Origin of the sequence: Candidatus Accumulibacter phosphatis, from assembly GCF_000024165.1 — a bacterium.
Lineage (GTDB): Bacteria > Pseudomonadota > Gammaproteobacteria > Burkholderiales > Rhodocyclaceae > Accumulibacter > Accumulibacter phosphatis.
In genome coordinates, this window is sequence record NC_013193.1 from 137,322 (window position 1) to 159,022 (window position 21,701).

Consider the following 21,701-nt stretch of genomic DNA (forward strand, 5'->3'; position numbering starts at 1 on the left):
ATCAGCGCACCTGCGAGAGCAGCCCGGCGCCGACGGTCACCACGCGGTCGCCGTCATGCAGGCCGTCGAGGATGGCGACGTTGGCCGCATCGAGCGACTGGTGGCGAATCCGGCGGGCAACGAAGCGCTCAGCCTCGATATGCACCCAGACCGCCGTCTCGCCAGCACCGACTTGTGTCAGTGCCGTCCTCGGCGCAGTCGCACCCTTGACGCCTTGCTCGGTGCGGGCGAACACCTTGACCGGCTGACCGACGGCCACTGCCGCGTTGCGGTTTGTGATGCGAAACAGCAGGGGCAAAGCCTGCTCGCGCAGTTGCTGACCGCCGCCGACAAACTTGAGGTCCAGCGCCGTTTGATCTGCCAAGGCGCTGGCGGAAACCAGTGTCTTGGCGATGCCGACATCGTAAGCCAGCGCCTCCACGGCGAGGCGGGCGGGATCGACGATTTCAAACAGCACTTCCTTGGCGTCGACCACCTGCCCGGCCAGCAAGTGATGCGAGGCGCTGATGATGCCGGCTGCCGGTGCCACGAGGGGTTCGGCGGAGTCGATGCTGGCCCGGACATAGGCCCGCCGTTGCTGCAAGGCGGCATGCTCGATGCGCGCCGCCTCGATCTCCTTCTGCGGCACGGCGCCTTCGAGTTGCTCGAAGCGCTTCATCTTGCCCTTGGCGATGGCCAGTTGCGCTTCGAGTTCTGCGAGGCTGGCTTTCTGGTTGCCACGCTCGATGGCACCGCTGATCGGTCGCAGGTAGACCAGGACTTCGCCCTTGGCGACCTTTCTTCCGGCCGTCGGCATGCCCTTTGGGCCAGGGATGACGCTGCCGGCGAACATGGCCTGCACCCGACCGCTGGTTTCCGGATCGGGAATAATCTGGCCATTCAATTCGACCGTCGCCGCCAGTTCGGCGATACGCACCGGCTGGGTACGCAAGCCGAGCTGGCGTTGCACCGGCTTCGGCACGAACAGACTGCCGTCGGCCAACCGCTGCAGCGCTGCAGTCACCCCGGTTGTGCCTACCGCCGACACAGCGGCCGGCGCCTTCTTCTTGGCGTCCTGACTGTGATCTTCGTCCCCGTGAGCCAAGGCTGCCTCCGTGACCATACTTAATGCCAGCGCGGTCACCAGTACATGCAAATCGATCTTGCGCATCATCAAATCCCCTTCTTGGCGCGTTTGTGACGCCGAACGGCAAACCATATTCCGGTGATCAGCAGCAGCGCTCCGGGCAAAGCCCAGACGACCCACTCGCGCCAGCCGTGGGTATGCACCTCAGTGGTCACGGAGCCGGAGGTGTCCAGTGTGGTGGTGAGGAGATCGATACTGTCGCCGGCCTCGACGCTGATGGTCAGCGGGTGCCTGGCCGGCGGCAGCGGCGTGGCAACATCAAGAACGTAGGTTCCGGGCGTGGTTTCGCTGGCCACTCCCTTCAGCCCCGCACCCTCGATTTCCACCTTGGCCTGCGCCACGGGTTCGTTACTGGCGAAACGATCCACATACACCACCAGCTTCTTGCCTTCGAGAGACGTGACGACTTCGAATTCCTCTGTCGCTGCGACGGCACGCGGCGTGACGCTCTGACTGACTGGGAGAGGTGCCGGCGCTTCGTGGCTATGCCCATCGCTACTGTCCCCGCCTGCCCAGACGGGCAAGGAAAAAGCGACGAGCGTCACAAGAAGAAACCTCTTCACATGCTTCACGGCAACACTCCCAGAGCTTGGTTAAGACGTGATACCGCAGCGGCGCGGGCCACGCGCTGGCGGTCAAAAAATGCATCGGCATCAAAGGCGGCGGAGCGAATGCGCAGCAAGGTCGCGAGATCGGATTCGCCTAGCGCAAAGGCTTTCTCGGCAAGGCGCAGGTTCTCGGCGGAAAGCTGGCGGCGCTCCTGCGCCATCGCGAACTGGCGTTCGGCCGATTGCAGGTTGCGCTGCGCGCGCTCGGCGTCGAGCCGGACCCGGGTGTGGGTACGCAGCAAATCAGCATCGGACTGATTCGCCTCGGCCTGTGCTGCCGACGTTTCCCGACGTACTTGCGAACCGGACGAGAACGGGATCTTGAGTTTGATGCCTACGTTGTTGGAATAGGAGTCGGCAAAGTCGTCCCGCTCGCGCACGACCCGCAGAGTCAGTTCCGGCGCGGCACGACGCGACTCATCTGCGACCTTGACGCGCGCACGGGCGCTGCGCGCGGCGGCGGCGGTAACAGCCAGCAAGGGATGAGATGCGGCTGAATCGCCGGTTTCATCCGCCAGTGGTCGCGTTGTCGGCGACTCTTCGTCCAGATTCTTCGGGGCAGGAGAACCAGTGAGGGCTTGTACGGCCTGCTCCGCCTGGAGCTGGTTTGCTTCCGCTTCGACCAGCTCGGCATTGGCAACATAAGTCTCGGTTAGCGCAAGGTTGGCGTCGATGCGCGACAGTTCGCCAACCTTGTAGCGCCGCATCACGTCGGTTTCCAAAGCGCGGGCGGTTTCCACGCGACGCGATGCCAGAACCTTGGCACCGCGGGCCGCCGCCAACGCCCACCATGCCTCCCGCAGTTCGCCGCTCACCTCCAGACGCACGGCAGTGCGTCGGGCAACGGCTTCGTCAATGCGACTGGTTGCCTCGGCTTCGCGCGCCGCTTTCTGGCCGGGCAGCCACAACGGCACCGCCAGTTCGACCTCATATTCCTGCTTGCCCTGATTGCGGTTGAACTGGTCGCTCAGGTTGCCGATGCTCACCGAACCTGGCTCGGGCGTCAGTCCAGCCGCGACATCCTGTGCTGCGCGTGCTTCGGCCTCGCGAGCATCCAATCCGGCGGCTTGCGGGTTCAAGCGCCAGGCCTGTTCCACGGCTGTCGCCAGTCCGGATCTTGGCGTTTCTGCCGCATGTACGGATAAACCGGCAAGCAGAACGGTGGCGCAAACTGCCGCTCGCCTCAGTTGGCGGAATTGATGAAACCTGACGGGTTTCATGACTGCCGGGAAGAAAGAAGCAGGAATAGGCGACGGCCCGCAACTTCCTGACGATTTCGAGTATGAGTTTCCACAGCGTTCGCTCCTGTTCGACGATGAGCGAATTCTGCGCAACAGCAGTTAACGCCATGCTGACCTTCAGATTACATTTCGGTAATCTTGGAGGACTACCTAAGTTGCCGGCGCAGAATAGCGCAAATCGCAACACGGGAGATACACATGAAAATACTGGTGGTCGAAGACGAGATCAAGACCGGGGATTACCTGCGACAAGGCCTGACCGAAGCCGGGTTCGTTGTCGACCTGGCGCGTGATGGCCTTGATGGGTTGCATCTCGCTCAGACCGATGCCTATGACCTGGCGATACTGGATGTCATGCTGCCCGGTATCGACGGCTGGGCGGTGTTACAGGGCATTCGCAGGGCCGGCAAGGACATGCCGGTATTGTTCCTGACGGCCCGCGATCAGGTGCAGGATCGTGTGCACGGCCTGGAGTTAGGGGCGGACGATTACATGGTGAAGCCCTTCGCTTTCGCCGAACTGTTGGCGCGCGTGCGTATCCATCTGCGGCGCGGCAGCAAGACGAAGGAGTCCGAGTATCTGCGCGCAGCCGATCTAGAACTCGACCTGATGCGGCGGCGCGTCACCCGCGCCGGCAGGCGAATCGACCTGACGGTGAAGGAGTTCGCTCTGCTCGAATTGCTGTTGCGACGGCAGGGCGAAGTGCTGCCGCGCTCGCTGATCGCCTCTCAGGTGTGGGACATGAACTTCGACAGTGACACCAACGTTATCGAGGTGGCGATCAAGCGTTTGCGGCTCAAGATCGACGAAGACTTCGAACTCAAGCTGATCCGCACCGTTCGTGGAATGGGGTATGTGTTGGAGATCGCCGAGTGAAATCAGCCGGACGCAAATCCATCATTTTCCGCCTGACGCTGCTATTCGCTTCGGCATCGACCGCCGTCCTGCTTGTGCTTGGGCTTTTGATCGGCAATTCAGTCGAGCACCATTTCGAAGTGCAGGACATGGAGGTACTGACCGGCAAACTGGAACTGACCCGGCACGCGCTGGAAAAGGTTCATTCGCAAAGCGACCTAGATGCTTTGCCACAGCAACTGGATGACTCCCTGGTGGGGCATCATGGCCTGGCGGTCATTGTGGTGGCGCCTTCAGGACAAACCCTGTTTGTTACCAGTGGTGCCGAGTTTCCACAGGTCTTGCTTGCGCGAAGCCCTGATATGACCAACTCGGGTCCGATCATCTGGAAATCGACGGATCACATACCGCTGCGCGGGATTTCGGCGATGGTCAAAACCGGCATCGAGGGGGCGAAACCTGCCGTCGTTGCCGTAGCGACGGACATATCGAAGCACGAACACTTCATGAGTTGGTTTCGATTCACATTATGGTCTGTCGTGATTCTGGCTGCACTCATGACCGGATTTCTCGGCTGGGTGGCTGTCAGACGCGGGTTGGCGCCATTGCACGCGATCAAGCTGGAGGCAGCGGCCATTACAGCGGATCGCCTGCACTCCAGGTTAGCTACCGAATCGATCCCGATCGAACTGGTGGATCTTGCCGAGACTCTGAACCAGATGCTAGCCCGTCTGGAGGATTCTTTCCGGCGGTTGTCGGATTTCTCCTCGGATATTGCCCACGAACTGCGAACGCCGGTGAGCAATCTGCTGACGCAGACCCAAGTCATGCTCTTGCGTGTCAGGACGATTGACGAATATCAGGATGTACTTGCGTCAAACGCGGAGGAACTGGAGCGCATGGCGAAAATGATCGCCGACATGCTGTTCCTCGCCAAGGCCGACAATAACCTCGTGGTACCAAATCTCGAGGCCGTTGATCTTCGGGCAGAGGCGGAAGGATTAGCCTCGTTCTACGAGGCTGTCGCCGAGGAAAACAGCGTTGCTCTGACTGTAGACGGGAGCGCTACCGTAACCGGAGACCGGTTGATGTTGCGTAGAGCCATCGGCAACTTGCTGTCGAATGCCTTTGGGCATACCCCCCGAGGAGGTTACGTACGAATTCAGATCGGCAAGAATGAAGACCGAATGGCAACGATCCAGGTTGAAAACTCCGGCGAGACGATCTCGCCAGAACATCTGCCGCGTCTCTTTGACCGTTTCTACCGGGCAGACCCTTCAAGGAAACGCCTTGCCGATGGAGTTGGTCTGGGGCTGGCGCTCACACGCTCGATCATTCAAGCGCATGGAGGATCCGTATCGGTTCGGTCGGCCGATGGGGTCACCATATTTGAGCTGCAAATGTAGCCAAGACCGCCTTTGATACAGACTTCTGGGTTATGGCCGGTGTGTCGACCGCATACCGGGCGTTTGTGCATCAGGGGCGCAACGATAAGTTGCTGCGGCGTTCATAGGGACTGCACCCGAGATGTTCGCCAAAGCTTGTCCAGGCCAGCAGCACCGAACTGCGACAGGAAATGCGTTCACTGCTTTCTCGTTACTGCCAAACGGAAGCAGCCCCCGAAGGAGCCGCTTCACGATCAGAGGAATCGGCTGTTTAGCCTCAGCCTCCTTTGTGCCCTTTGTTGATCAGGGAATTCAGACGCGCGACCTCGTCACTCTGCGTCGTGATTTTCCGTCCATCACTGGTCTCTACCTCCGTGCCCGGAGTCGTTCGAGTGGCACGACCGTACCGGTCCTCGATCGCCATTTTCCCATCATTGAAGATGTAAAGGGTTGCCCCGTTTTTCAGATCGACAACCTGTTTCGCTTCGGCACGGGCAGCATCATCGGCAAACGCGGTTGTCGCACCTGAGGTGCTCAAGACCGCAATCAGGGCCAGTTTGGCAAGCTTGGTTTTCATGGTTTACTCCTTGTGAGATGGGTTGATTCCATCGGGCATATCTCGTCCGACGGTGATGCCATCTTAGGAGACGCATACCAACAGGGAGGTGACCAGGAAATTACGTTTCAGTCAGCATTCGTTTGGCTATGAGGTTTTGTTGAGGTGGCTGAATGAATCGCCGTTGAATGACAGCATACCGACCTCATTGCTGACAGATTGGGATCGCAGGTTCAAGGTCAGCTCCGGCCGAGCTGCAGCCGGCGCCCAGGTCACAGTGTCCGTCAGCTTGCGGATCAGGAAGCCGCCAAAGAGCTTGTAAACATCATCAGGCAGCAATGGGTCGTTATGCAAAGCGACCCTTATGGAAAGCTTTGCATAAGGGTCGGTGGCAGCCGGTGGCCCAAAAAATGTGAACGACTGCTTCCCGTCTGACCCGGCCGGTGATGCTCGGCCTCGGCGGTTTCCCATCGAGCTGGTCGCTCCAGGACCACAAGCGGCCACTGAGTTTTCGTGGCTTGCTGTCGGCAACCGACCCATCTCCAGCCGAATGACCGGTTACGGTTGATCGCCCCGAGGTCGGCAGGCCGCAGCTCATGCCGCATAGCTACCCAGGCGATGGCGAACGGTCTGAAGCAGCGCTTCCCGTTCGTTGAGGCAATCGTGCGGGGCACGAGCACGCTGGACTTGGCCTGGACCGGCGCTGGCGAGCCAACCGCTGGGGAAATGGAAGCACGCTGCGATCTCCCACGTGTCGGCGACCTCGCCGAGTTGGGCGAGAACACCGGCAATCACCGGCAGCGGTTGCAACGCTTCGCTGAACTGGTGGGCAGGGAAATACTCTCTCCCGTCCTAGCTTACGGCGTAGATCTTGCCTGCCTTGAAAGGGAAAACTGCGGAGCATGCTGCGTGCCCATCGATCGACGCTGTCGTGGAAGCAAAAATGTGCCGTGCAAGGGAGGAAACCGGTCATGGTTCTCATCATCGGAGGTGTCCGCCATGACTGTTGGGCAAGGCAATGGCTGGCAATTAGTCATTTCCTTGCCCAGATCGGGGCATCATCCACTCATGGCTTTCCGCATTCGAGAAGGTAAAATTATCGCCATGACACGCTCTGACCTCATCACCGTTCTCGCTTCGCGCTTCCCCAGTCTTGTGGCGAAGGATGCCGAAATCGCGGTTAAAGAGATTCTCGACGCCATCGGGATTGCTCTGGCACAAGGTGATCGCGTCGAAATCCGTGGTTTCGGAAGCTTCCGTTTGAACTACCGCCCAGCACGAACAGGCCGCAACCCGAAAAGCGGAGAGCCCGTGGCGGTTGCCGAGAAATATGTGCCGCACTTCCAGGCCAGCAAGGAAATGCGCGAACGCGTTGAACAGTCGGTCAAGCCCGCGCCACTCCAGCGGGCTGCCTGATGCGCGTCCAGCGGTTGTTTGCGCTGATCGTGTTGAGCGGAGGCCTGGTTTTCCAGTGACGGCCAAGCGCCGATCGCCATGCCGCCGGCACAGCCTGTTTTCGCAAGACGTGGCCATCGCTGTCGCCGCCGACTTTGAGCGTGTTGCTCATGGCTGTCCGCCGATGATGACTTTTCGCGGGACATACCCGGAGGTATTCCACGCAACCGTTGCCGCCTTCGTCGTCTGCGCCGAGCCTGGCTGTACCGTTGCCAGAGCCCCAGGCATCGACGAGGGCAGGGCCCCGACTTTCGTCACGTCCACCGTGACAAAGCGAGCCTCCAGCCAATCCGCCCACCTTCCCGCCTTGACGAGCAGATCTGCCCGATACACCGCGTTGTACTGCGGCGTCCGGGAGTGGTAGTTGGCGGCTCGCGTCCAGAGATCGCCCCTGTCCTTCTTGATGTGCTGCCGCAGCCGCCAGGCGGCGAGGTCGAAGGCATAGCAGCCGGCCGTTGCTAGGGGTCGTCTCAGAAAACGGAAAATAAAGCACGCTAAGCCGGTTGCAATGGTCGTAGCGGCCTGAACTTGCCCGCGCCGATCTTGGCGCTGCTGCGCCAGAGGTAGTCGCCGGTCAGGTTGATGTGTTCCCAGCCGAGCGGCGACAGGTACTGCAACAACGCGTTATCGACAGTATGGCCATTGCCACGTAACGCTTGCGCTGCGCGCTCCAGATAGACCGTGTTCCACAGCACAACGGCCGCCGTCACCAGGTTGAGGCCGCTGGCCCGATAGCGCTGCTGCTCGAAACTGCGGTCGCGGATTTCGCCCAAGCGGTTGAAGAACACGGCCCGGGCCAGTGCGTTGCGGGCTTCGCCCTTGTTCAACCCGGCATGCACACGGCGGCGCAGCTCGACGCTTTGCAGCCAGTCGAGGATGAACAGCGTGCGCTCGATGCGGCCCAACTCGCGCAGGGCGACGGCCAGGCCGTTCTGGCGCGGGTAACTGCCGAGCTTCCTGAGCATCAGCGAGGCCGTCACCGTGCCCTGCTTGATCGAGGTGGCCAGCCGCAAAATTTCGTCCCAATGGGCGCGGACATGCTTGATGTTGAGCGTGCCGCCGATCATCGGCTTGAGCGCGTCATAGGCGGTTTCGCCCTTGGAAATGTAGAGCTTGGTGTCTCCCAAATCGCGGATGCGCGGCGCGAAGCGGAAGCCCAAGAGGTGCATCAGAGCAAAGACATGATCGGTGAAGCCCGCCGTGTCGGTGTAGTGTTCTTCGATGCGCAGGTCGGACTCGTGGTACAGCAGGCCATCGAGCACATAGGTGGAGTCGCGCACGCCGACATTTACCACCTTGGTGTGGAACGGCGCGTACTGGTCGGAGATGTGGGTGTAGAACGTCCGTCCTGGGCTGCTGCCATATTTCGGGTTGATGTGGCCGGTACTCTCGGCCTTGCTGCCGGTGCGGAAGTTCTGGCCGTCCGATGATGACGTGGTGCCGTCGCCCCAATGCTCGGCGAAGGGATGCCGGAATTGGGCGTTCACCAATTCAGCCAGCGCCGTCGAATAGGTTTCGTCGCGGGTATGCCAGGCTTGCAACCAGGCGAGCTTGGCGTAGGTCGTGCCGGGACAGGACTCAGCCATCTTCGTCAGGCCCAGGTTGATTGCGTCGGCCAGGATCGTCGTTAGCAGCAAGTTTTTGTCCTTGGCCAGATCGCCCGATTTCAGGTGCGTGAAGTGGCGGGTGAAGCCCGTCCACTCATCGACTTCGAGCAGCAATTCGGTGATCTTGACGTGTGGCAGGATCATGGCCGTCTGGTCGATCAGCGCCTGCGCGGTGTCGGGCACCGCCGCATCCAGCGGCGTGATTTTCAAGCCGGACTCGGTGATGATGGCATCGGGCAGATCGTTGGCCGCCGCCATGCGGTTGACGGTGGCAAGCTGCGTTTCCAGTAGGGTCAGCCGGTCGTGCAGATATTGGTCGCAGTCGGTGACAACGGCCAGCGGCAATGTGCTGGACTGCTTGAGGCTGGTGAACTTATCGGGCGGCACCAGGTAGTCCTCGAAGTCCTTGAACTGGCGCGAACCCTGCACCCAAATGTCGCCCGAGCGAAGGGAGTTCTTGAGTTCCGACAGGGCGCACAGTTCGTAGTAGCGTCTGTCGATACCAGCGTCGGTCATCACCAGTTTCTGCCAGCGCGGCTTGATGAAGTCGGTCGGGGCATCGGTTGGCACCTTGCGGGCGTTGTCGGTGTTCATACCGCGCAGCACCTCGATGGCATCAAGCACACCCTTGGCGGCGGGCGCGGCCCGCAGCTTGAGCACGGCAAGGAATTCCGGCGCGTAGCGGCGCAAGGTGGCGTAACTCTCGCCGATGCGATGCAGGAAGTCGAAGTCATCGGGCTGCGCGAGCTTTTGCGCCTCGGTGACGCTCTCGGCGAAAGCGTCCCAGGACATGACGGCCTCAATGGCCGCGAACGGGTCGCGGCCTGACTGTTTGGCGTCGATCAGCGCCTGACCGATGCGCCCGTACAGTCGCACCTTGGCGTTGATGGCTTTACCAGAAGCCTGGAACTGCTGCTGATGCTTGTTCTTGGCGGCGTTGAACAGCTTCCCCAGGATGCGGTCGTGCAAGTCGATGATTTCGTCGGTGACGGTGGCCATGCCTTCGATGGCCAGCGCCACGAGGGTGGCGTAGCGCCGCCGCGGCTCGAACTTGGCCAGGTCGGCGGGCGTCATCTGGCCGCCCTCGCGGGCGATTTTGAGCAGCCGGTTCTGGTGAACCAGCCGCTCGATGCCAGAAGGCAGGTCGAGGGCCTGCCAGGCTTTGAGGCGCTCAATGTGTTCGAGCATGTGGCGGGAGTTCGGTTTGACAGGCGACTGACGCAGCCAGGCCAGCCAGGTCATCTTGCCGTTGTCGCGGCGTTTCAGCAGATCGTCGAGGCGATGCCGGTGTCCGTTCGACAGCGGCTCGGACAGGGCTTCATAGATGCGTCGGTTGGCGCGAGTGATGGCCTCAGCACTGGCGCGCTCGATGGCGTTGAGCGCGGGCAGGATGATCGACTGCCGCCGCAGTTGCTCAATCAAGGCGCTGGCCAGCACGATGCCTTTGTCGGTCTGCATGGCCAGCTCGGTCAGCGTGTGGACGGCCTGTCGGTAATGGCTCATGGTGAACGGCTGGAAGCCGAACACCGTTTGCAGTTCGACCAGGTGCTCGCGCCGGGTCTGTTCCCGCTGCCCGTAGTCGTTCCAGCTTTCAACACCGACCTTGAGCTGGTCGGCGACCAGTTTCAGCAAGGGCAGGAACAGCGGCTGATCGACGCCAAGGAGAATGCCGGGAAAGCGCAGGTAGCAAAGCTGCACCGCGAAGCCCAACCGGTTCGCAGGCCCGCGCCGCTGCCGGATGATCGAAAGGTCACTATCACTGAGCGAGTAATGCCGGATCAAATCGTCCTTGGTGTCCGGCAACGCCAGCAGGCTTTCCCGCTCGGCGGCGGACAGGATGGAACGACGAGGCATATTTACTGATCCGTTCTCAAGTATTGATACAGGGTCTCCCGACTGACGCCGAACTCGCGCGCCAGTTTCGACTTTTGTTCGCCTGCGTCGGCCCGTTGACGTAACTCGGCCGCACGCTCTGGCGACAGGGCTTTCTTGCGGCCCCGGTAGGCACCGCGCTGCTTAGCCAGCGCAATGCCCTCGCGCTGCCTCTCGCGGATCAGGGCACGCTCGAATTCGGCGAATGCACCCATCACGGACAGCATCAGATTGGCCATCGGCGAATCCTCGCCGGTGAAGGTCAGGCATTCCTTGACGAACTCAATTCGTACGCCGCGCTTGGTGAGCTTTTGCACGAGGCGGCGCAAGTCATCGAGGTTGCGCGCCAGGCGATCCATGCTGTGCACCACCACGGTATCGCCTTCGCGCACGAAGGTCAGCAGCGTGTCGAGCTGCGGGCGCAGCGTATCTTTGCCCGACGCCTTGTCGGTGAATACCTTGTCCACCTGGACCTGCTCAAGCTGGCGATCCGGGTTCTGATCGAAGCTGCTGACCCGCACGTACCCGATGCGTTGACCTTTCAAGGGTGTCTCCTGCACAAATGTGTCAGGAAAGAATTTATAAGCCTTTGCTACATGTGTCAATAAATATTCATTAATACTCTATCCTGACGCATTTCGAGTGCAGCACTTGACGCCAAGTTAGGGTATAGCTTAACCGGACACATCGGCCTCTGTGCCTCTACTGCTTTTCGGTACAACCGTCAAGAACAGGCAGAGCGCTCCGATAGTTATCGCCACATCAGCGAGGTTGAAGGCGGGCCAGTGCACAAGCTGCCAATGGAAGTCGAGGAAATCGACAACCGATCCACGCAGCACACGATCCACGACATTGCCGAGCGCACCACCAAGGATCAGGCTGTAGCCCACCGCTTCAAGGCGTGGCCGCTGCTGGCACAGCATGCGGCCCAGCCAAGCAGAAACGACCAGACCCAGCGCCATGAGAAAGTAACGTTGCCAGCCGCCAGCGTTCGCCAGAAAGCTGAATGCCGCGCCGGGATTCAGGACATGGACAATGTTGAAGAAGGTGCTGACTTCGACCTGTTCACCGTAGGCAAACGTGCGGGTGATGGCGAACTTTGCGAGCTGATCTGTCATGACAGAACTGGCGGCCACTGCGAACCAGACCCAAGTCGATGTGCGGCGAGCCGATTGCCACACAGGGGCGGCCAGCGGCATCAGCCACCCGGCGAGCGCCGTGCAGCTCAATCCAAGTACCCACCCCGCCAGCACATCGGCAGGAAAGTGCATTCCGGCTGCGATGCGTGACCAACCGACCAATGCGGCGTACAACACCAAGCCGATGCGGCCACGACGGCCTATCAAAGGCCAGAGCGCGCCGACCACCAGCGCGGCATAGGTGGCATGCCCGCTGGGCAGGCTGTAGTGTCGTTCGATGCCCCCGATAACGCGCACCATGTCGCCAAAAACGGCAGGCGGGCGTGGAAAGTCGATCCATAGCTTCAAGATGGTGGCGACGAGAAATGCCAACGCAAAGGCCACGCTAAAGACTCTGAGTCTGTACCGGATGGCATCGGCCCGCGTTGGGTCAGGTGCCGACTTTGACCATCCCCACATCGCCAAGAGCATCAGTGGTGCAGTCCAGTAGTTGCCTATCACAAGGTTGAAGAACGATACCGGCGGTTCCAGCGCTGCAGGTGTGCTCATGTTGATGGCTTGGAACAACGCGATGTTTAGACCACCCCAGTCGTAGAGAAAGAATTTCCAGCTCATTTGCGCAACAGCCTCAAGCCATTGCCAACGACGAGCAAGCTGGCCCCCATATCAGCAAACACCGCCATCCACATGGTCGCTTGACCCGTGAAGGTCAGCACCAGAAATACTGCCTTGATGCCAAGGGCCAGCACAATGTTTTGCATCAGCACCTGCGCCGTCGCACGCGACAGGCGCACGAAGGTCGGAATCTTGCCCAGGTTGTCGTCCATCAGGGCCACGTCAGCGGTCTCGATGGCGGTATCGGTGCCAGCCGCTCCCATGGCAAAGCCGATGTCCGCACGCGCCAAGGCCGGGGCATCGTTGATGCCATCACCGACCATGCCGACCTTGCCCTTTATGGCCAGTAGCTCAACTTCGCGCAGTTTGTCGTCTGGGAGCAGATTGCCTTGCGCACTGTCGATCCCGGCTTGTGCGGCAATGGCCTGTGCCGTGTGGGGGTTGTCGCCGGTCAGCATCATGGTGTTGATGCCCAGTGCATGAAGCTCGGCAATGGCGCTCCTGCTGCTTTCCTTGATGGTGTCCGCTACGGCAAATAAGGCATGAACCCCTTTTGCGCTGACCAACATCACGACAGTTTTACCCATGGTTTCCAGCGCCGCGATGCGCTGTTCCAGTTCTGGTGTGCATTGCCCCAGCGCTTCGAGCATCCGCTGGTTGCCAAGATGGTAGGTCTCACCGTTGATTTGGCCTTGCACGCCCCGACCGGGCAGCGCGCTGAACTCGGCTACGTCGAGTAAGGCAACCCCATCCGTCTGCGCGGCTTGTGCCACCGCTTTGGATACAGGGTGGTCGGAACGAGCCGCCAGACTGGCAGCGATGCTGCGGCTGTTTGCGGCGAGTGCATTGCCCCAAGTGACAAAATCGGTCTGTGCGGGCTTGCCGTGCGTGATCGTGCCGGTCTTGTCCAGAGCCAGCCAGCGCAGCTTGCGGCCTTCTTCCAGATAGACGCCGCCCTTGATGAGAATGCCGTGGCGGGCGGCAGCGGCCAGGCCGCTGACGATGCTGACCGGCGTAGAGATCACCAGTGCGCACGGGCAGGCGACCACCAGCAGAACCAATGCACGGTAAATCCAGTCGAGCCATGCCGCACCCATGAACAGCGGTGGCAACAACGCGACGGCGATGGCAACACCGAAAACAATGGGCGTGTACCAGCGGGCGAACTGATCGACAAAGCGCTGAGTCGGCGCACGGCTTCCTTGGGCAGCCTCTACCGCGTGAATGATGCGGGCCAATGTGGAGTTGCTGGCCACGGCGGTGACGCGGTACTCGAATGAACCGGATTCGTTGATCGTGCCCGCAAACACCGGATCACCGGGGGATTTCTCGACCGGAAGGCTTTCACCCGTGATCGGGGCTTGGTTGACGGCAGAGCGGCCTTCCAGCACCTCACCATCCAGGGCGATGCGCTCACCTGGCTTGACCCGGACGCGGCTACCGATGGCAATTTGCTTTGCACCCACCTCGCGCCATGTGCCGTCAGCCTGCTGCACCGTGGCCTGTTCCGGGGTCAGGTCGAGCAGGCCACGGATGGCATTGCGGGCGCGATCCAGCGACTTGGCTTCGATCACCTCGGCCAGCGCGAAAAGCACCATCACCATTGCCGCCTCGGGCCAGTGCCCGATCAACATGGCACCCGTGACGGCAATCGACATCAGGGCGTTCATGTTGAGATTACGGTTCTTGAGCGCAATCCAACCTTTCTTGTAGGTGGACAGACCGCCGGTGAAGACCGCGACGAGCGCCAGAACGACGACCGACCAATGATTGCCGTTGTGGAGCCAGTAGACCGCCTCGGCCGCCGATGCAGTTACAAAGGAGATGCCCAGCGGCCACCAGTTGGTCGGCGTGGTCACAAGGGATGCGGATGGCGATGCGGCCTCTGCGGTGTCCAACACCTGCGCCTCGAATCCAAGCGCTTGCAGTGCCGCGAGCACGTCCGGCAGAACCTGGTCCGCATGGCGTACCGACAGCGTGCGCTGCATCAGGTTGAAATCGAGATCGGCAACTCCGGCCATGGTACCGAGCTTGTTGCGGATCAACGTCTCTTCGGTCGGGCAATCCATTTTGGTAATGGACAGCTTGGTCGTTTGCCCGGTCGATGCCTGATCCATGCGCACGGCTTGCATGCCGATGGCGGTTAGCGCCTGCTCAACGGGAAACAACGAAGGCAGTTCGTGCCGAACGGCCAAAGTACGCTGCATCAGGTTGAACTCAAGACCAACCACCCCCGCCAGCCCGACCAGCTTGCCTCGGATCAGCGCCTCTTCCGTGGGGCAGTCCATGTTCTCGATGCGATACACCGCTTGAGCCGATCCGGTTGTCGCTGGGGCTTGTGTCGTGGGTTGGATGATCGGCCCAGCCGAGCAGCCACACGCCGTGGAAGCGCATTCGCTCATAAATAACTCCTTCAAATCTATACAACTTCCATTACAAACCCTATAGTTACTATAGAGTCAAGTGAAATAAAGGAGATTGATGCATGGAAATCAGAATTGGCGACCTCGCCAAGCGCTCTGGATGCGAGGTTGTGACCATCCGCTACTACGAGAAGGAAGGGCTACTGCCGAAGCCAGCGCGAAGCGGTGGCAACTTCCGGCTGTACGGTGAGGCGCACATTGAGCGCTTGCAATTCATCCGTCATTGCCGTTCGCTCGACATGACGTTGAGCGAGATTCGCGCATTGCTGGGTCTGCGAGACAACCCGATGCAGGACTGTGGGGAGGTCAACACGCTGCTGGAGGCCCATATTCAACAGGTGGAAATGCGTGTGTCCGCGCTGTTGCAGTTAAAGCGGCACTTGGTTGATTTGCGCGAGAAGTGTTCTGGCTCTCGATCTGTAGAGGCGTGCGGCATTTTGCAAGGGTTGGGCAATTGCAATTGCCATGGTGAAAGTGCCACGAAAAGTCAAACATCTGGGTAAGTAAGGGCTTAGCGTGCTTTATTTTCCGTTTTCTGAGGCGACCCCTGCTACATCATCCGGCGTGATGCCGTAGCGAGCTAAGTCGCGCAGGTACGCCGTGTTGAATTGCATCGGCCCCACGTCATGCGTGCCGTTGGAGTTGCGCACCCACTGGCCCGGCTTCCCCCCTTCCTTCTCCGCCACCGCAAACACGATGTTCGCGGGAACTTGGTACTTCACAGCGGCCGCGATCGAGCAGACGACGCGCTCCTGAAGCTGGGGCGGAAGATCGGCAACAGGCATGAGCTTTCTGCTTTCCTCCTACCGATACCACTCTTCATTCCTGCGCCGGCTATCTTCGGCAGCAATTCGATCGTTGTACCGAGCCACGGCAGCGTTATAGTCGCGCGCATCGACCCAATAGCCGCCTCTTTCCGGCGTCCCGACATAGCGGGGAGCCAGGTCGCCGAGGTCGGTGTACTGGTGCCCGGTGTAGGCCGCGCAATAGCCCGGCATCTGGTTGTTGATCAACACCCTGCCACCGTCAGCGTCCCAGCTGTTCCACACGAGAAGCGTCACATTCAGTGAAGCCGCGTCGCAGCGGCCCGCGCCGTTCGCCATGGCGTTCACCAGCGAGCGCATTTCCGGAGTCTGATCCGACACCGGGCACAGGCTGAGGAAGTTGGCGCGTGCTCGCACGGTGTCGGACCACTTCCGTTTATGGATACTGAAATAGCGCGAGAGCGACGGCGAGCACTCGCTCGGCCGGGTGCTCGTCGCCAGGCACAGGGTGGCCTCGCACGCCAGGCGGGTATCGCCGGTCAGCACCTCCTGGGCACCGGCGGAGGCCGCGGTTGCGGCGGCGATTGCCAGGATGAACGGAGCGAAGACGCAGTGGTTTTTCATCGGGGAGGCTCCTTTCAAGAAGATCGGGCGGCGCGGTCACGGAATGCGGCGATTTCCGCTTCTGCGTCCACCGATTGGTCGTCTGCCTTTGCCAGGCTGTCGCTGCCGAATGCGGGTTGCTGGTCGCTCCTCGCCTTGATGGCCGCAGCGATCTTGCCGCCCGTCGTCTCGCCGATGCGATCCATCGCGGCATCCTTCACTTCGCCGGCTCTGGCCTTTGCGACGTCCCAGCTGCCTTGCGCCAGATTCGCCGCAGTGCCTGCGACGACCTTCCCGACCTTGGCCACTACGGAAGCCATGTCGCCCGACTGCGCTTGGCCCGGCGTTCCACCCCGCTTGGCGCTCGCCTGCCTGGTGTCGGATCTGCCGGAATGTGAACTGCTGCCACCAGACGGCCCGCCGCCGGCTGAACTGCTGTCCATCGCCGCCGCCAGCGGGCTTGCGCCGCTACCGGCCGACGATCGGCCCGCACCCGACGAACTGCCGCCGGCCAGGCTCGCAAGCATGTCGCTACCACCGGCCACGTCCTGCGACGCTTTCGAGCACGCCGCCATCAAGGCTTGAGTACCGCCAGCCATGCTCGCCGCCCCGGTGGCAATGGCTGCGCCGGCGACACCCACGGCCGCACTGGCCATGCCGACCGCCGCCATCGCCGCGCCCGTACCGAGGCCACTGCCCATGGTGTGTACGCTGCCACCCATCGCCAGGCCGCCGATCAACGAAGGCAGTTTGGTCACGAGCGCAAACAGCACCACGGCGACGATCAACATCACGCCCAGTTCCTTCAGGCTGATGCCCGGATCCATCCCGGCGTAGTACTGGTCGACGAAGGATTTGCCGATGCCAACCAGCAGGACCATGGTAAAGAGCTGCGCGGCAATGTTCAGAACGGTCTTGTAGTAGCCGATCGCCATGTCGGAGGTCCAGCGGGACCCACCAAAGCCGAGGAAGAACACGCCGGCGTAAGACAGGATCCAGCCACTCACCAGGAGCACCAGCATGTTCACACCGATCAACGCCAGGATGATGAGGATGGCAGCGCTGATGAGGATGCCGACCGCACTGTCAACGGGTGACAATATCGACGACTTGTCGAGCACCTTGAAGAAGATGTCGAAGCCGATATCGACAATGCCCGACGGGGTCAGCGTGGCGCCTGTCCCGGTGGCCATGCCGCCGAGGGTGCGTAGGGAATCCATGATGTCGGTAGCGAAGCGCGGGCCGTTGGTGAGCAACCACCAGAAGAAGCCGGTGAACACCGTGAACCGGAAGAACTCGGCGTAGAAGTCACCCAGGTCAGCTTTGCGCAAGGCCAGCATGCCGAAGGTCCAGACCATCGAGATCACGGCGAGCGTCCAGAACAGGAAGCTGGCTCGCGCCGTGATGACGCCTGCCCAGGCGCTGGCCGCAGCCGCATAGCGCGCCAGGACGTTGTCGAGGACACCCGCATTGTTGATCGCTGCCTGGGCGTCGATGGAGAAAAACGCCAGCCACAATAGCATCGTAATACTGGCGCTCTTGAGTACGGTGGGCAGGCTCATCGCTTACCTCACCATTCTTTCTTTGGACTGGGTGTGAACCCGGGACCGCGACGCGCACACGCCGAGGCGAATTGCTCGCGCGTCCCCTTGTCCTCGATCTTGAGCATGTTTTCCCACTTGCAGTTTTCGTCGTTCACGGCCGGCACTTCCTTCTTGGGCGTTTCTGGTGAGCAGGCGCTGATCAAGGAGGACACAAGGGCTGCCAGCGTCAGGAGGGCAGGGCGGTTGGTGATCATGTCGATTCCTTTCGTTTACCAGTTACGGACCGGGCTGGCGACGTAGCTCCCCTGACGCAGTTGCTCGCCGGCAGCGGCTTGTTGTGCTTCCCGATCCGCAAGCACCTGGTTGCGGGTGGCGATGGCGTTCTGCTCGGCCACCAGCAGGGCGCGGATTTGCAGCAGTTGGTTGGCCTGCTGGCTGGCGAGCTGATTCGCGTAGCTGATCGCCTGCATCTGGCCAGTCGCACCCTGCGCGCTCGCCTGCAGGCGCTGCAAGGTCATGGCATCCGCTTCCAGGGCGGCTTGTTGCTTGTCGAGGCCACGGAACAGCGCATCGGTGGCCCTCTTCTGTGCTTCGGAGCCGAGGCGTTGGTTCTCCTTGATCGCGGCCCACTCCGCGTCGGTGCAACCGCCTTGCCTGAAGCAGGGCGAGCCGCGGTAATAGGACGCATCCTGGAACTTGCCGAGGTACGCGTCGATGCTCCCCAGGTTGGTCTTGTAGTAATTCAGCGTGTCGATCGCACTGCGCAGCTGGTTCATCGTGCTGGTGGCCGAGTCCCAGATATAGGCTGCCGGCGCCAGCGTGTTCTGCAGCATGTTTTCGTACTGCTGCAGTTGCGTCTGGTACTGCTGAATCTGCTTCAGCGTCTGGGCGACCGCTTCGATCGAGCTGATGACGGTCTGCGAGAGGTTCGCGGTGTCGATAACCGGGATCCCTGCTGCATGCGTCGGCGTCGTCATTGCCGGGCCGGCGAACAGGGCCAGAAGCAGGGCCCGAAGCAGGGTGCCTGTGGCAGTTAGCTTTGTGGCGGCTGGTTTGCTGGTCAAGACTTTCATGCTCACTGCTCCTTGGCGTCAGTAGTCAAACGATTGGTACGGCTTGGAGAACGTCATGTCCCTGGCGACAATGACGTTGAAGCGATACCCCGGCCGGATCTCGAGCGTCGGTGCGATGTTCATGTTCTTGGCGATCAACTGCGCGGTCACTTGGCCGAGCTGCTGGCCCAGGGCTTCGCTCATCGCGCTGCTGGCGGTCGGTGCGCCATAGACACTGTTGCCCTGGTTCTGGCCCTGGCTGTAGGTGATGCCGGCGGTCACGGCAGACATCAGGAGGGCTGATCCGAACAGGCGCAGGTAATGATTGTTCACCTGGTCCGTAAGGCCAGCATAGCCGACACCATCGGCGCCCGGCATGGCGCCGATATCGATCGCCTTGCCATCGGGGAAGACGATGCGTTGCCAGGCGACGAGCACGCGCGCCTGGCCGTAGGCGACATCACTCGAGTATCGGCCGACCAGGCGCGAGCCTTGCGGGATCAACAGATGTTTGCCGGTTGGCGTGTCGTACACATTCTGCGCGACCTGGGCCATGATCTGGCCCGGTAGTTGGGAGTTGATCCCGGAGATCAGCGTTCCCGGGATGACGAAGCCAGCCCGCAGCTCAAACGGCGAGCGCGGCGCTTCCATCCGGGAATCCAGCTTCCAGCGATCGCCCTGGTCGCCGCTGCTGCTGCCGCTGCTGCCCCCGCTGCTGCCATTTCCGAATTGCGCGACGTTGTTCCTGCCGCCCGCGGCCGCTGAGGGCAGCAACTGGGGAGACGACGAGGCGGCACCGCTGCCGCCGCCCCCGATGCCGGCACCCTGCAGTGTCGCCAGCCGGGCCTTGTAGGCTGCCGTCGGGTCGTCGTGCACCGCGGCCTCGCTCTGTTGCCGTAGGGCTGCCAGGCGCGCCAGTGTTTCCTCCCGGCTACCCGGTGCGCCGGCATAGCCCGCAGCGCCGGGCGCCGAGCCGGCGCTGCGCGGGGCAACCATCTGCACCGTGGTTTTGGCCTTCACCGCTTCTTCGAGCTGCTGCATCTTCGCCATACGGATGCGATTCAGTTCTTCGTCACGGGAGCTGCTCTGGGGCGTGCCACCGCCGGCCGAGGTCGGTGGCTTTGGCGGGGTATCGAGGTTGTCCGGGCGTGCAATCAGCACGGCGCCGTCGGTGGTCGCGGGCGGGGAGAGTTCGGGGACTTGCAGCGGCTTCGCGGCTGCCGGTGGAATGATTCCATCCTTCTGTTCGCCGGCGATCTCGCTGGCGAACAGGCGGGTATTGCCACCCTTCTCCTTCGGCCCGCCGTTGGGCTTGTTCTGCTGGGCATTACGGTCCGCAGCGACCAGCACCATGATGGCCAGGAACACGGTCATGACACCGCCGACGAGATACACCGGCAGGTTATTGACCCGGCGCACGCCGGATTTTCTCGAGAGTTCGCCGGGCGACGCCTCGGGGGACATCTGGTCTTCGGTCACTTGGTCAACCATCGCCGGTCACTCCTTGCGAACCCAGGCACCGGCCGGCGCCACGCGGTCGTTCTGTGCCAGGTAGGCGCGGCTGAGCGATTGCTGCCCGACCATCACGGTGATCCGGTAAAGGTTCGGACTGGCCGCTGTGTCGAGCAGGTAGTGCAGGTTCAGCCCTGGCGCAGTCGCCGCTGCGGCTTCCGGAGAGCCTGCCTGCGGGGCCGTTCCCGGCTTGAACTCCACGAGCGCATAGCCCTTCGCCCGCAGTGCTTCCACCAGGGCGCTGCCATAGGCATCCGGCGTCGGCTGGCCAAGATGGAAGCGCGTTCTTGCCGGCGGGTACAGGGTGACCAGCTGCTTGACCGTGTCGGTGGCAATCCTTTCCTCCAGGCCGGCTGGGGGCTCGGTCGCGAAGTTGCCGTAGGGCGCGGTCGACGCACAACCGGCCAGAGCCATCACCAGGAGCGCGGAGAGGGCGAACTGGCGCATGGCTATTTCCCCCTTTGGATTGTCACGCGATCCTGCGACGAGCCGACGCCGGCAATCAGGATTGCCTTGTCGAACACGCTATCGACGATGTAACGGTCGCCCTGAACGCGGTAATTGACCATCACGGTTTCATCGTCGGTGAACACGCCGCCGTCCTTGCGCACCACCAGCAGCGCCGGCGCTTCGGTCTGGGCCATCGTCGAAGGCATCTGGATGACGGTCTTGCGGCCATCGTTGTAGACCCGCACCGGCTTCCAGGCCGCGCTGCCCGATACCTCGTACTCGAAGCTCAGGTTGCCCATGTACTCGCGGGTTCCCGGCATCGTCCGGTCTTCGCGGTCCCTCCCTTCGCGGGCCTTGATCGCTTCCCACTTGGCCATGGCCTCCTCGGGGTAGGTGAAGGACACCTGCGGCATGTACTGGGTGCGATGCGAGCGCAGCTTCAGGTGATAGCTGCGTCGGTTGGTGGTCACGACCATCGACGTTTCCAGGCCGACGTCGAGCGGTTTGATGATCAGGTGCTGCACTTCCCCCGCGCCGCTGCCAGTGACGGCCGGTTCGACCGTCCAGCGGGCGGTATCGCCGAGGTTGATCGAGTTGACCTGCTCGCCGGCCTGCAGGGCGACGTCGCACACTTGCAGCACCGCGCAGACGATACTCGGTTGCTACGCGCCGTACAGGAACTTGATCGAGCCGTTGGGCCCGGTCACCGGCGCAACCCCTTTGGCCCTCGGGTTCTTCCACTTCTCGGCGATGGCAATGGCCGCTTTCTCCTGCTGCGTCAGGGTCGGGTTCTTGTCCGAAAAATACAGCTCGGTCAGGTGGTCGCCCGGGGCTGCCAGGACAATGGCGGAAGCGACGCCAGGGAGCAGGGCGAAGAGCGGTTTTTTCATGAGG

19 protein-coding genes and 3 pseudogenes are annotated in these 21,701 nt (G+C 61.6%); 4 read left to right on the forward strand and 18 right to left on the reverse strand.

Annotation, left to right across the window (positions count from 1 at the left end):
• Position 1: 1 nt before the first annotated feature.
• The 3 genes from CAP2UW1_RS22835 to CAP2UW1_RS22845 are packed head-to-tail and all read right to left on the reverse strand — an operon-like array spanning position 2 to position 2,831.
• A complete protein-coding gene (locus tag CAP2UW1_RS22835) occupies positions 2–1,153 on the reverse strand; it encodes an efflux RND transporter periplasmic adaptor subunit (protein ID WP_049778703.1) in 1,152 nt (383 codons plus the stop codon).
• The gene (locus tag CAP2UW1_RS24245) at positions 1,153–1,698 is read right to left on the reverse strand and encodes a hypothetical protein (RefSeq protein WP_012806812.1); all 546 of its coding nucleotides are present in this window, start codon (positions 1,696–1,698) and stop codon (positions 1,153–1,155) included. Before CAP2UW1_RS24245 ends, CAP2UW1_RS22835 begins: the two co-directional genes overlap by 1 nt.
• Complete coding sequence (locus tag CAP2UW1_RS22845) at positions 1,695–2,831, reverse strand: TolC family protein (RefSeq protein ID WP_049778704.1); 1,137 nt, start codon at positions 2,829–2,831, stop codon at positions 1,695–1,697. The genes CAP2UW1_RS24245 and CAP2UW1_RS22845 overlap by 4 nt, the downstream gene beginning before the upstream one ends.
• A gap of 342 nt (positions 2,832–3,173) precedes the next feature.
• Here CAP2UW1_RS22845 and CAP2UW1_RS22850 point away from each other — a divergent pair, with 342 nt between their 5' ends.
• Positions 3,174–3,851 (forward strand): heavy metal response regulator transcription factor, encoded by a 678-nt coding sequence (locus CAP2UW1_RS22850; RefSeq protein ID WP_012806814.1) that lies wholly within the window; start codon positions 3,174–3,176, stop codon positions 3,849–3,851.
• On the forward strand, positions 3,848–5,236 hold the full coding sequence (locus CAP2UW1_RS22855; protein WP_012806815.1) for a heavy metal sensor histidine kinase: 1,389 nt from the start codon (positions 3,848–3,850) through the stop codon (positions 5,234–5,236). The genes CAP2UW1_RS22850 and CAP2UW1_RS22855 overlap by 4 nt, the downstream gene beginning before the upstream one ends.
• A 256-nt stretch (positions 5,237–5,492) precedes the next feature.
• On the opposite strand, the gene CAP2UW1_RS22860 is transcribed toward CAP2UW1_RS22855, so the two are convergent.
• Together CAP2UW1_RS22860 and CAP2UW1_RS24970 are read right to left on the reverse strand one after the other, a co-directional pair.
• Positions 5,493–5,792 (reverse strand): CopK family periplasmic copper-binding protein, encoded by a 300-nt coding sequence (locus tag CAP2UW1_RS22860; protein WP_012806816.1) that lies wholly within the window; start codon positions 5,790–5,792, stop codon positions 5,493–5,495.
• A gap of 126 nt (positions 5,793–5,918) precedes the next feature.
• The gene (locus CAP2UW1_RS24970; RefSeq protein WP_012806817.1) at positions 5,919–6,242 is read right to left on the reverse strand and encodes a hypothetical protein; all 324 of its coding nucleotides are present in this window, start codon (positions 6,240–6,242) and stop codon (positions 5,919–5,921) included.
• Between the two features lie 633 nt (positions 6,243–6,875).
• Here CAP2UW1_RS24970 and CAP2UW1_RS22875 point away from each other — a divergent pair.
• Positions 6,876–7,187 carry an integration host factor subunit beta gene (locus tag CAP2UW1_RS22875; protein ID WP_012806818.1) on the forward strand — a complete coding sequence of 104 codons (312 nt, stop codon included), beginning with the start codon at positions 6,876–6,878 and terminating at the stop codon, positions 7,185–7,187.
• Positions 7,188–7,334: 147 nt separating this feature from the next.
• Here CAP2UW1_RS22875 and CAP2UW1_RS26315 read toward each other — a convergent pair.
• The 5 genes and pseudogenes from CAP2UW1_RS26315 to CAP2UW1_RS22895 all read right to left on the reverse strand — a co-directional run.
• Positions 7,335–7,688 (reverse strand): annotated as a pseudogene (locus CAP2UW1_RS26315) (muramidase); the annotation flags it as partial.
• A gap of 32 nt (positions 7,689–7,720) precedes the next feature.
• The gene (locus CAP2UW1_RS22880) at positions 7,721–10,687 is read right to left on the reverse strand and encodes a Tn3 family transposase (RefSeq protein ID WP_012806061.1); all 2,967 of its coding nucleotides are present in this window, start codon (positions 10,685–10,687) and stop codon (positions 7,721–7,723) included.
• A 2-nt stretch (positions 10,688–10,689) separates the two neighbouring features.
• Positions 10,690–11,250, reverse strand: a complete 561-nt coding sequence (locus tag CAP2UW1_RS22885) for a recombinase family protein (protein ID WP_012806060.1) — start codon at positions 11,248–11,250, stop codon at positions 10,690–10,692.
• A 129-nt stretch (positions 11,251–11,379) separates the two neighbouring features.
• Positions 11,380–12,459 (reverse strand): signal peptidase II, encoded by a 1,080-nt coding sequence (gene lspA, locus CAP2UW1_RS22890; RefSeq protein ID WP_008063278.1) that lies wholly within the window; start codon positions 12,457–12,459, stop codon positions 11,380–11,382.
• A complete protein-coding gene (locus CAP2UW1_RS22895) occupies positions 12,456–14,861 on the reverse strand; it encodes a heavy metal translocating P-type ATPase (protein ID WP_008063280.1) in 2,406 nt (801 codons plus the stop codon). The genes lspA and CAP2UW1_RS22895 overlap by 4 nt, the downstream gene beginning before the upstream one ends.
• Before the next feature lie 83 nt (positions 14,862–14,944).
• Between CAP2UW1_RS22895 and cadR the strand changes: the two genes are divergently transcribed.
• Positions 14,945–15,385 (forward strand): Cd(II)/Pb(II)-responsive transcriptional regulator, encoded by a 441-nt coding sequence (cadR, locus tag CAP2UW1_RS22900; protein ID WP_008063281.1) that lies wholly within the window; start codon positions 14,945–14,947, stop codon positions 15,383–15,385.
• A 45-nt stretch (positions 15,386–15,430) separates the two neighbouring features.
• On the opposite strand, the pseudogene CAP2UW1_RS22905 reads toward cadR, so the two are convergent.
• The 8 genes and pseudogenes from CAP2UW1_RS22905 to trbG all read right to left on the reverse strand — a co-directional run.
• Positions 15,431–15,667 (reverse strand): annotated as a pseudogene (locus tag CAP2UW1_RS22905) (hypothetical protein); the annotation flags it as partial.
• Positions 15,668–15,685: 18 nt separating this feature from the next.
• A complete protein-coding gene (locus CAP2UW1_RS22910; RefSeq protein WP_012806820.1) occupies positions 15,686–16,270 on the reverse strand; it encodes a TrbM/KikA/MpfK family conjugal transfer protein in 585 nt (194 codons plus the stop codon).
• Between the two features lie 14 nt (positions 16,271–16,284).
• Positions 16,285–17,811: a P-type conjugative transfer protein TrbL gene (trbL, locus tag CAP2UW1_RS22915; protein WP_012806821.1), complete on the reverse strand. Its 1,527-nt coding sequence runs from the start codon at positions 17,809–17,811 to the stop codon at positions 16,285–16,287.
• A gap of 8 nt (positions 17,812–17,819) precedes the next feature.
• Positions 17,820–18,047: an entry exclusion lipoprotein TrbK gene (trbK, locus tag CAP2UW1_RS22920; protein ID WP_012806822.1), complete on the reverse strand. Its 228-nt coding sequence runs from the start codon at positions 18,045–18,047 to the stop codon at positions 17,820–17,822.
• 15 nt (positions 18,048–18,062) lie between these two features.
• Entirely contained in the window at positions 18,063–18,866 is an 804-nt protein-coding gene (gene trbJ, locus CAP2UW1_RS22925) for a P-type conjugative transfer protein TrbJ (protein WP_012806823.1), read from the reverse strand.
• A gap of 18 nt (positions 18,867–18,884) precedes the next feature.
• Positions 18,885–20,336 carry a TrbI/VirB10 family protein gene (locus CAP2UW1_RS22930; protein WP_012806824.1) on the reverse strand — a complete coding sequence of 484 codons (1,452 nt, stop codon included), beginning with the start codon at positions 20,334–20,336 and terminating at the stop codon, positions 18,885–18,887.
• Positions 20,337–20,342: 6 nt separating this feature from the next.
• Entirely contained in the window at positions 20,343–20,804 is a 462-nt protein-coding gene (locus tag CAP2UW1_RS22935) for a conjugal transfer protein TrbH (RefSeq protein ID WP_012806825.1), read from the reverse strand.
• 2 nt (positions 20,805–20,806) lie between these two features.
• Positions 20,807–21,697: pseudogene (gene trbG, locus CAP2UW1_RS22940) on the reverse strand (P-type conjugative transfer protein TrbG).
• Between the last annotated feature and the right edge of the window lie 4 nt (positions 21,698–21,701).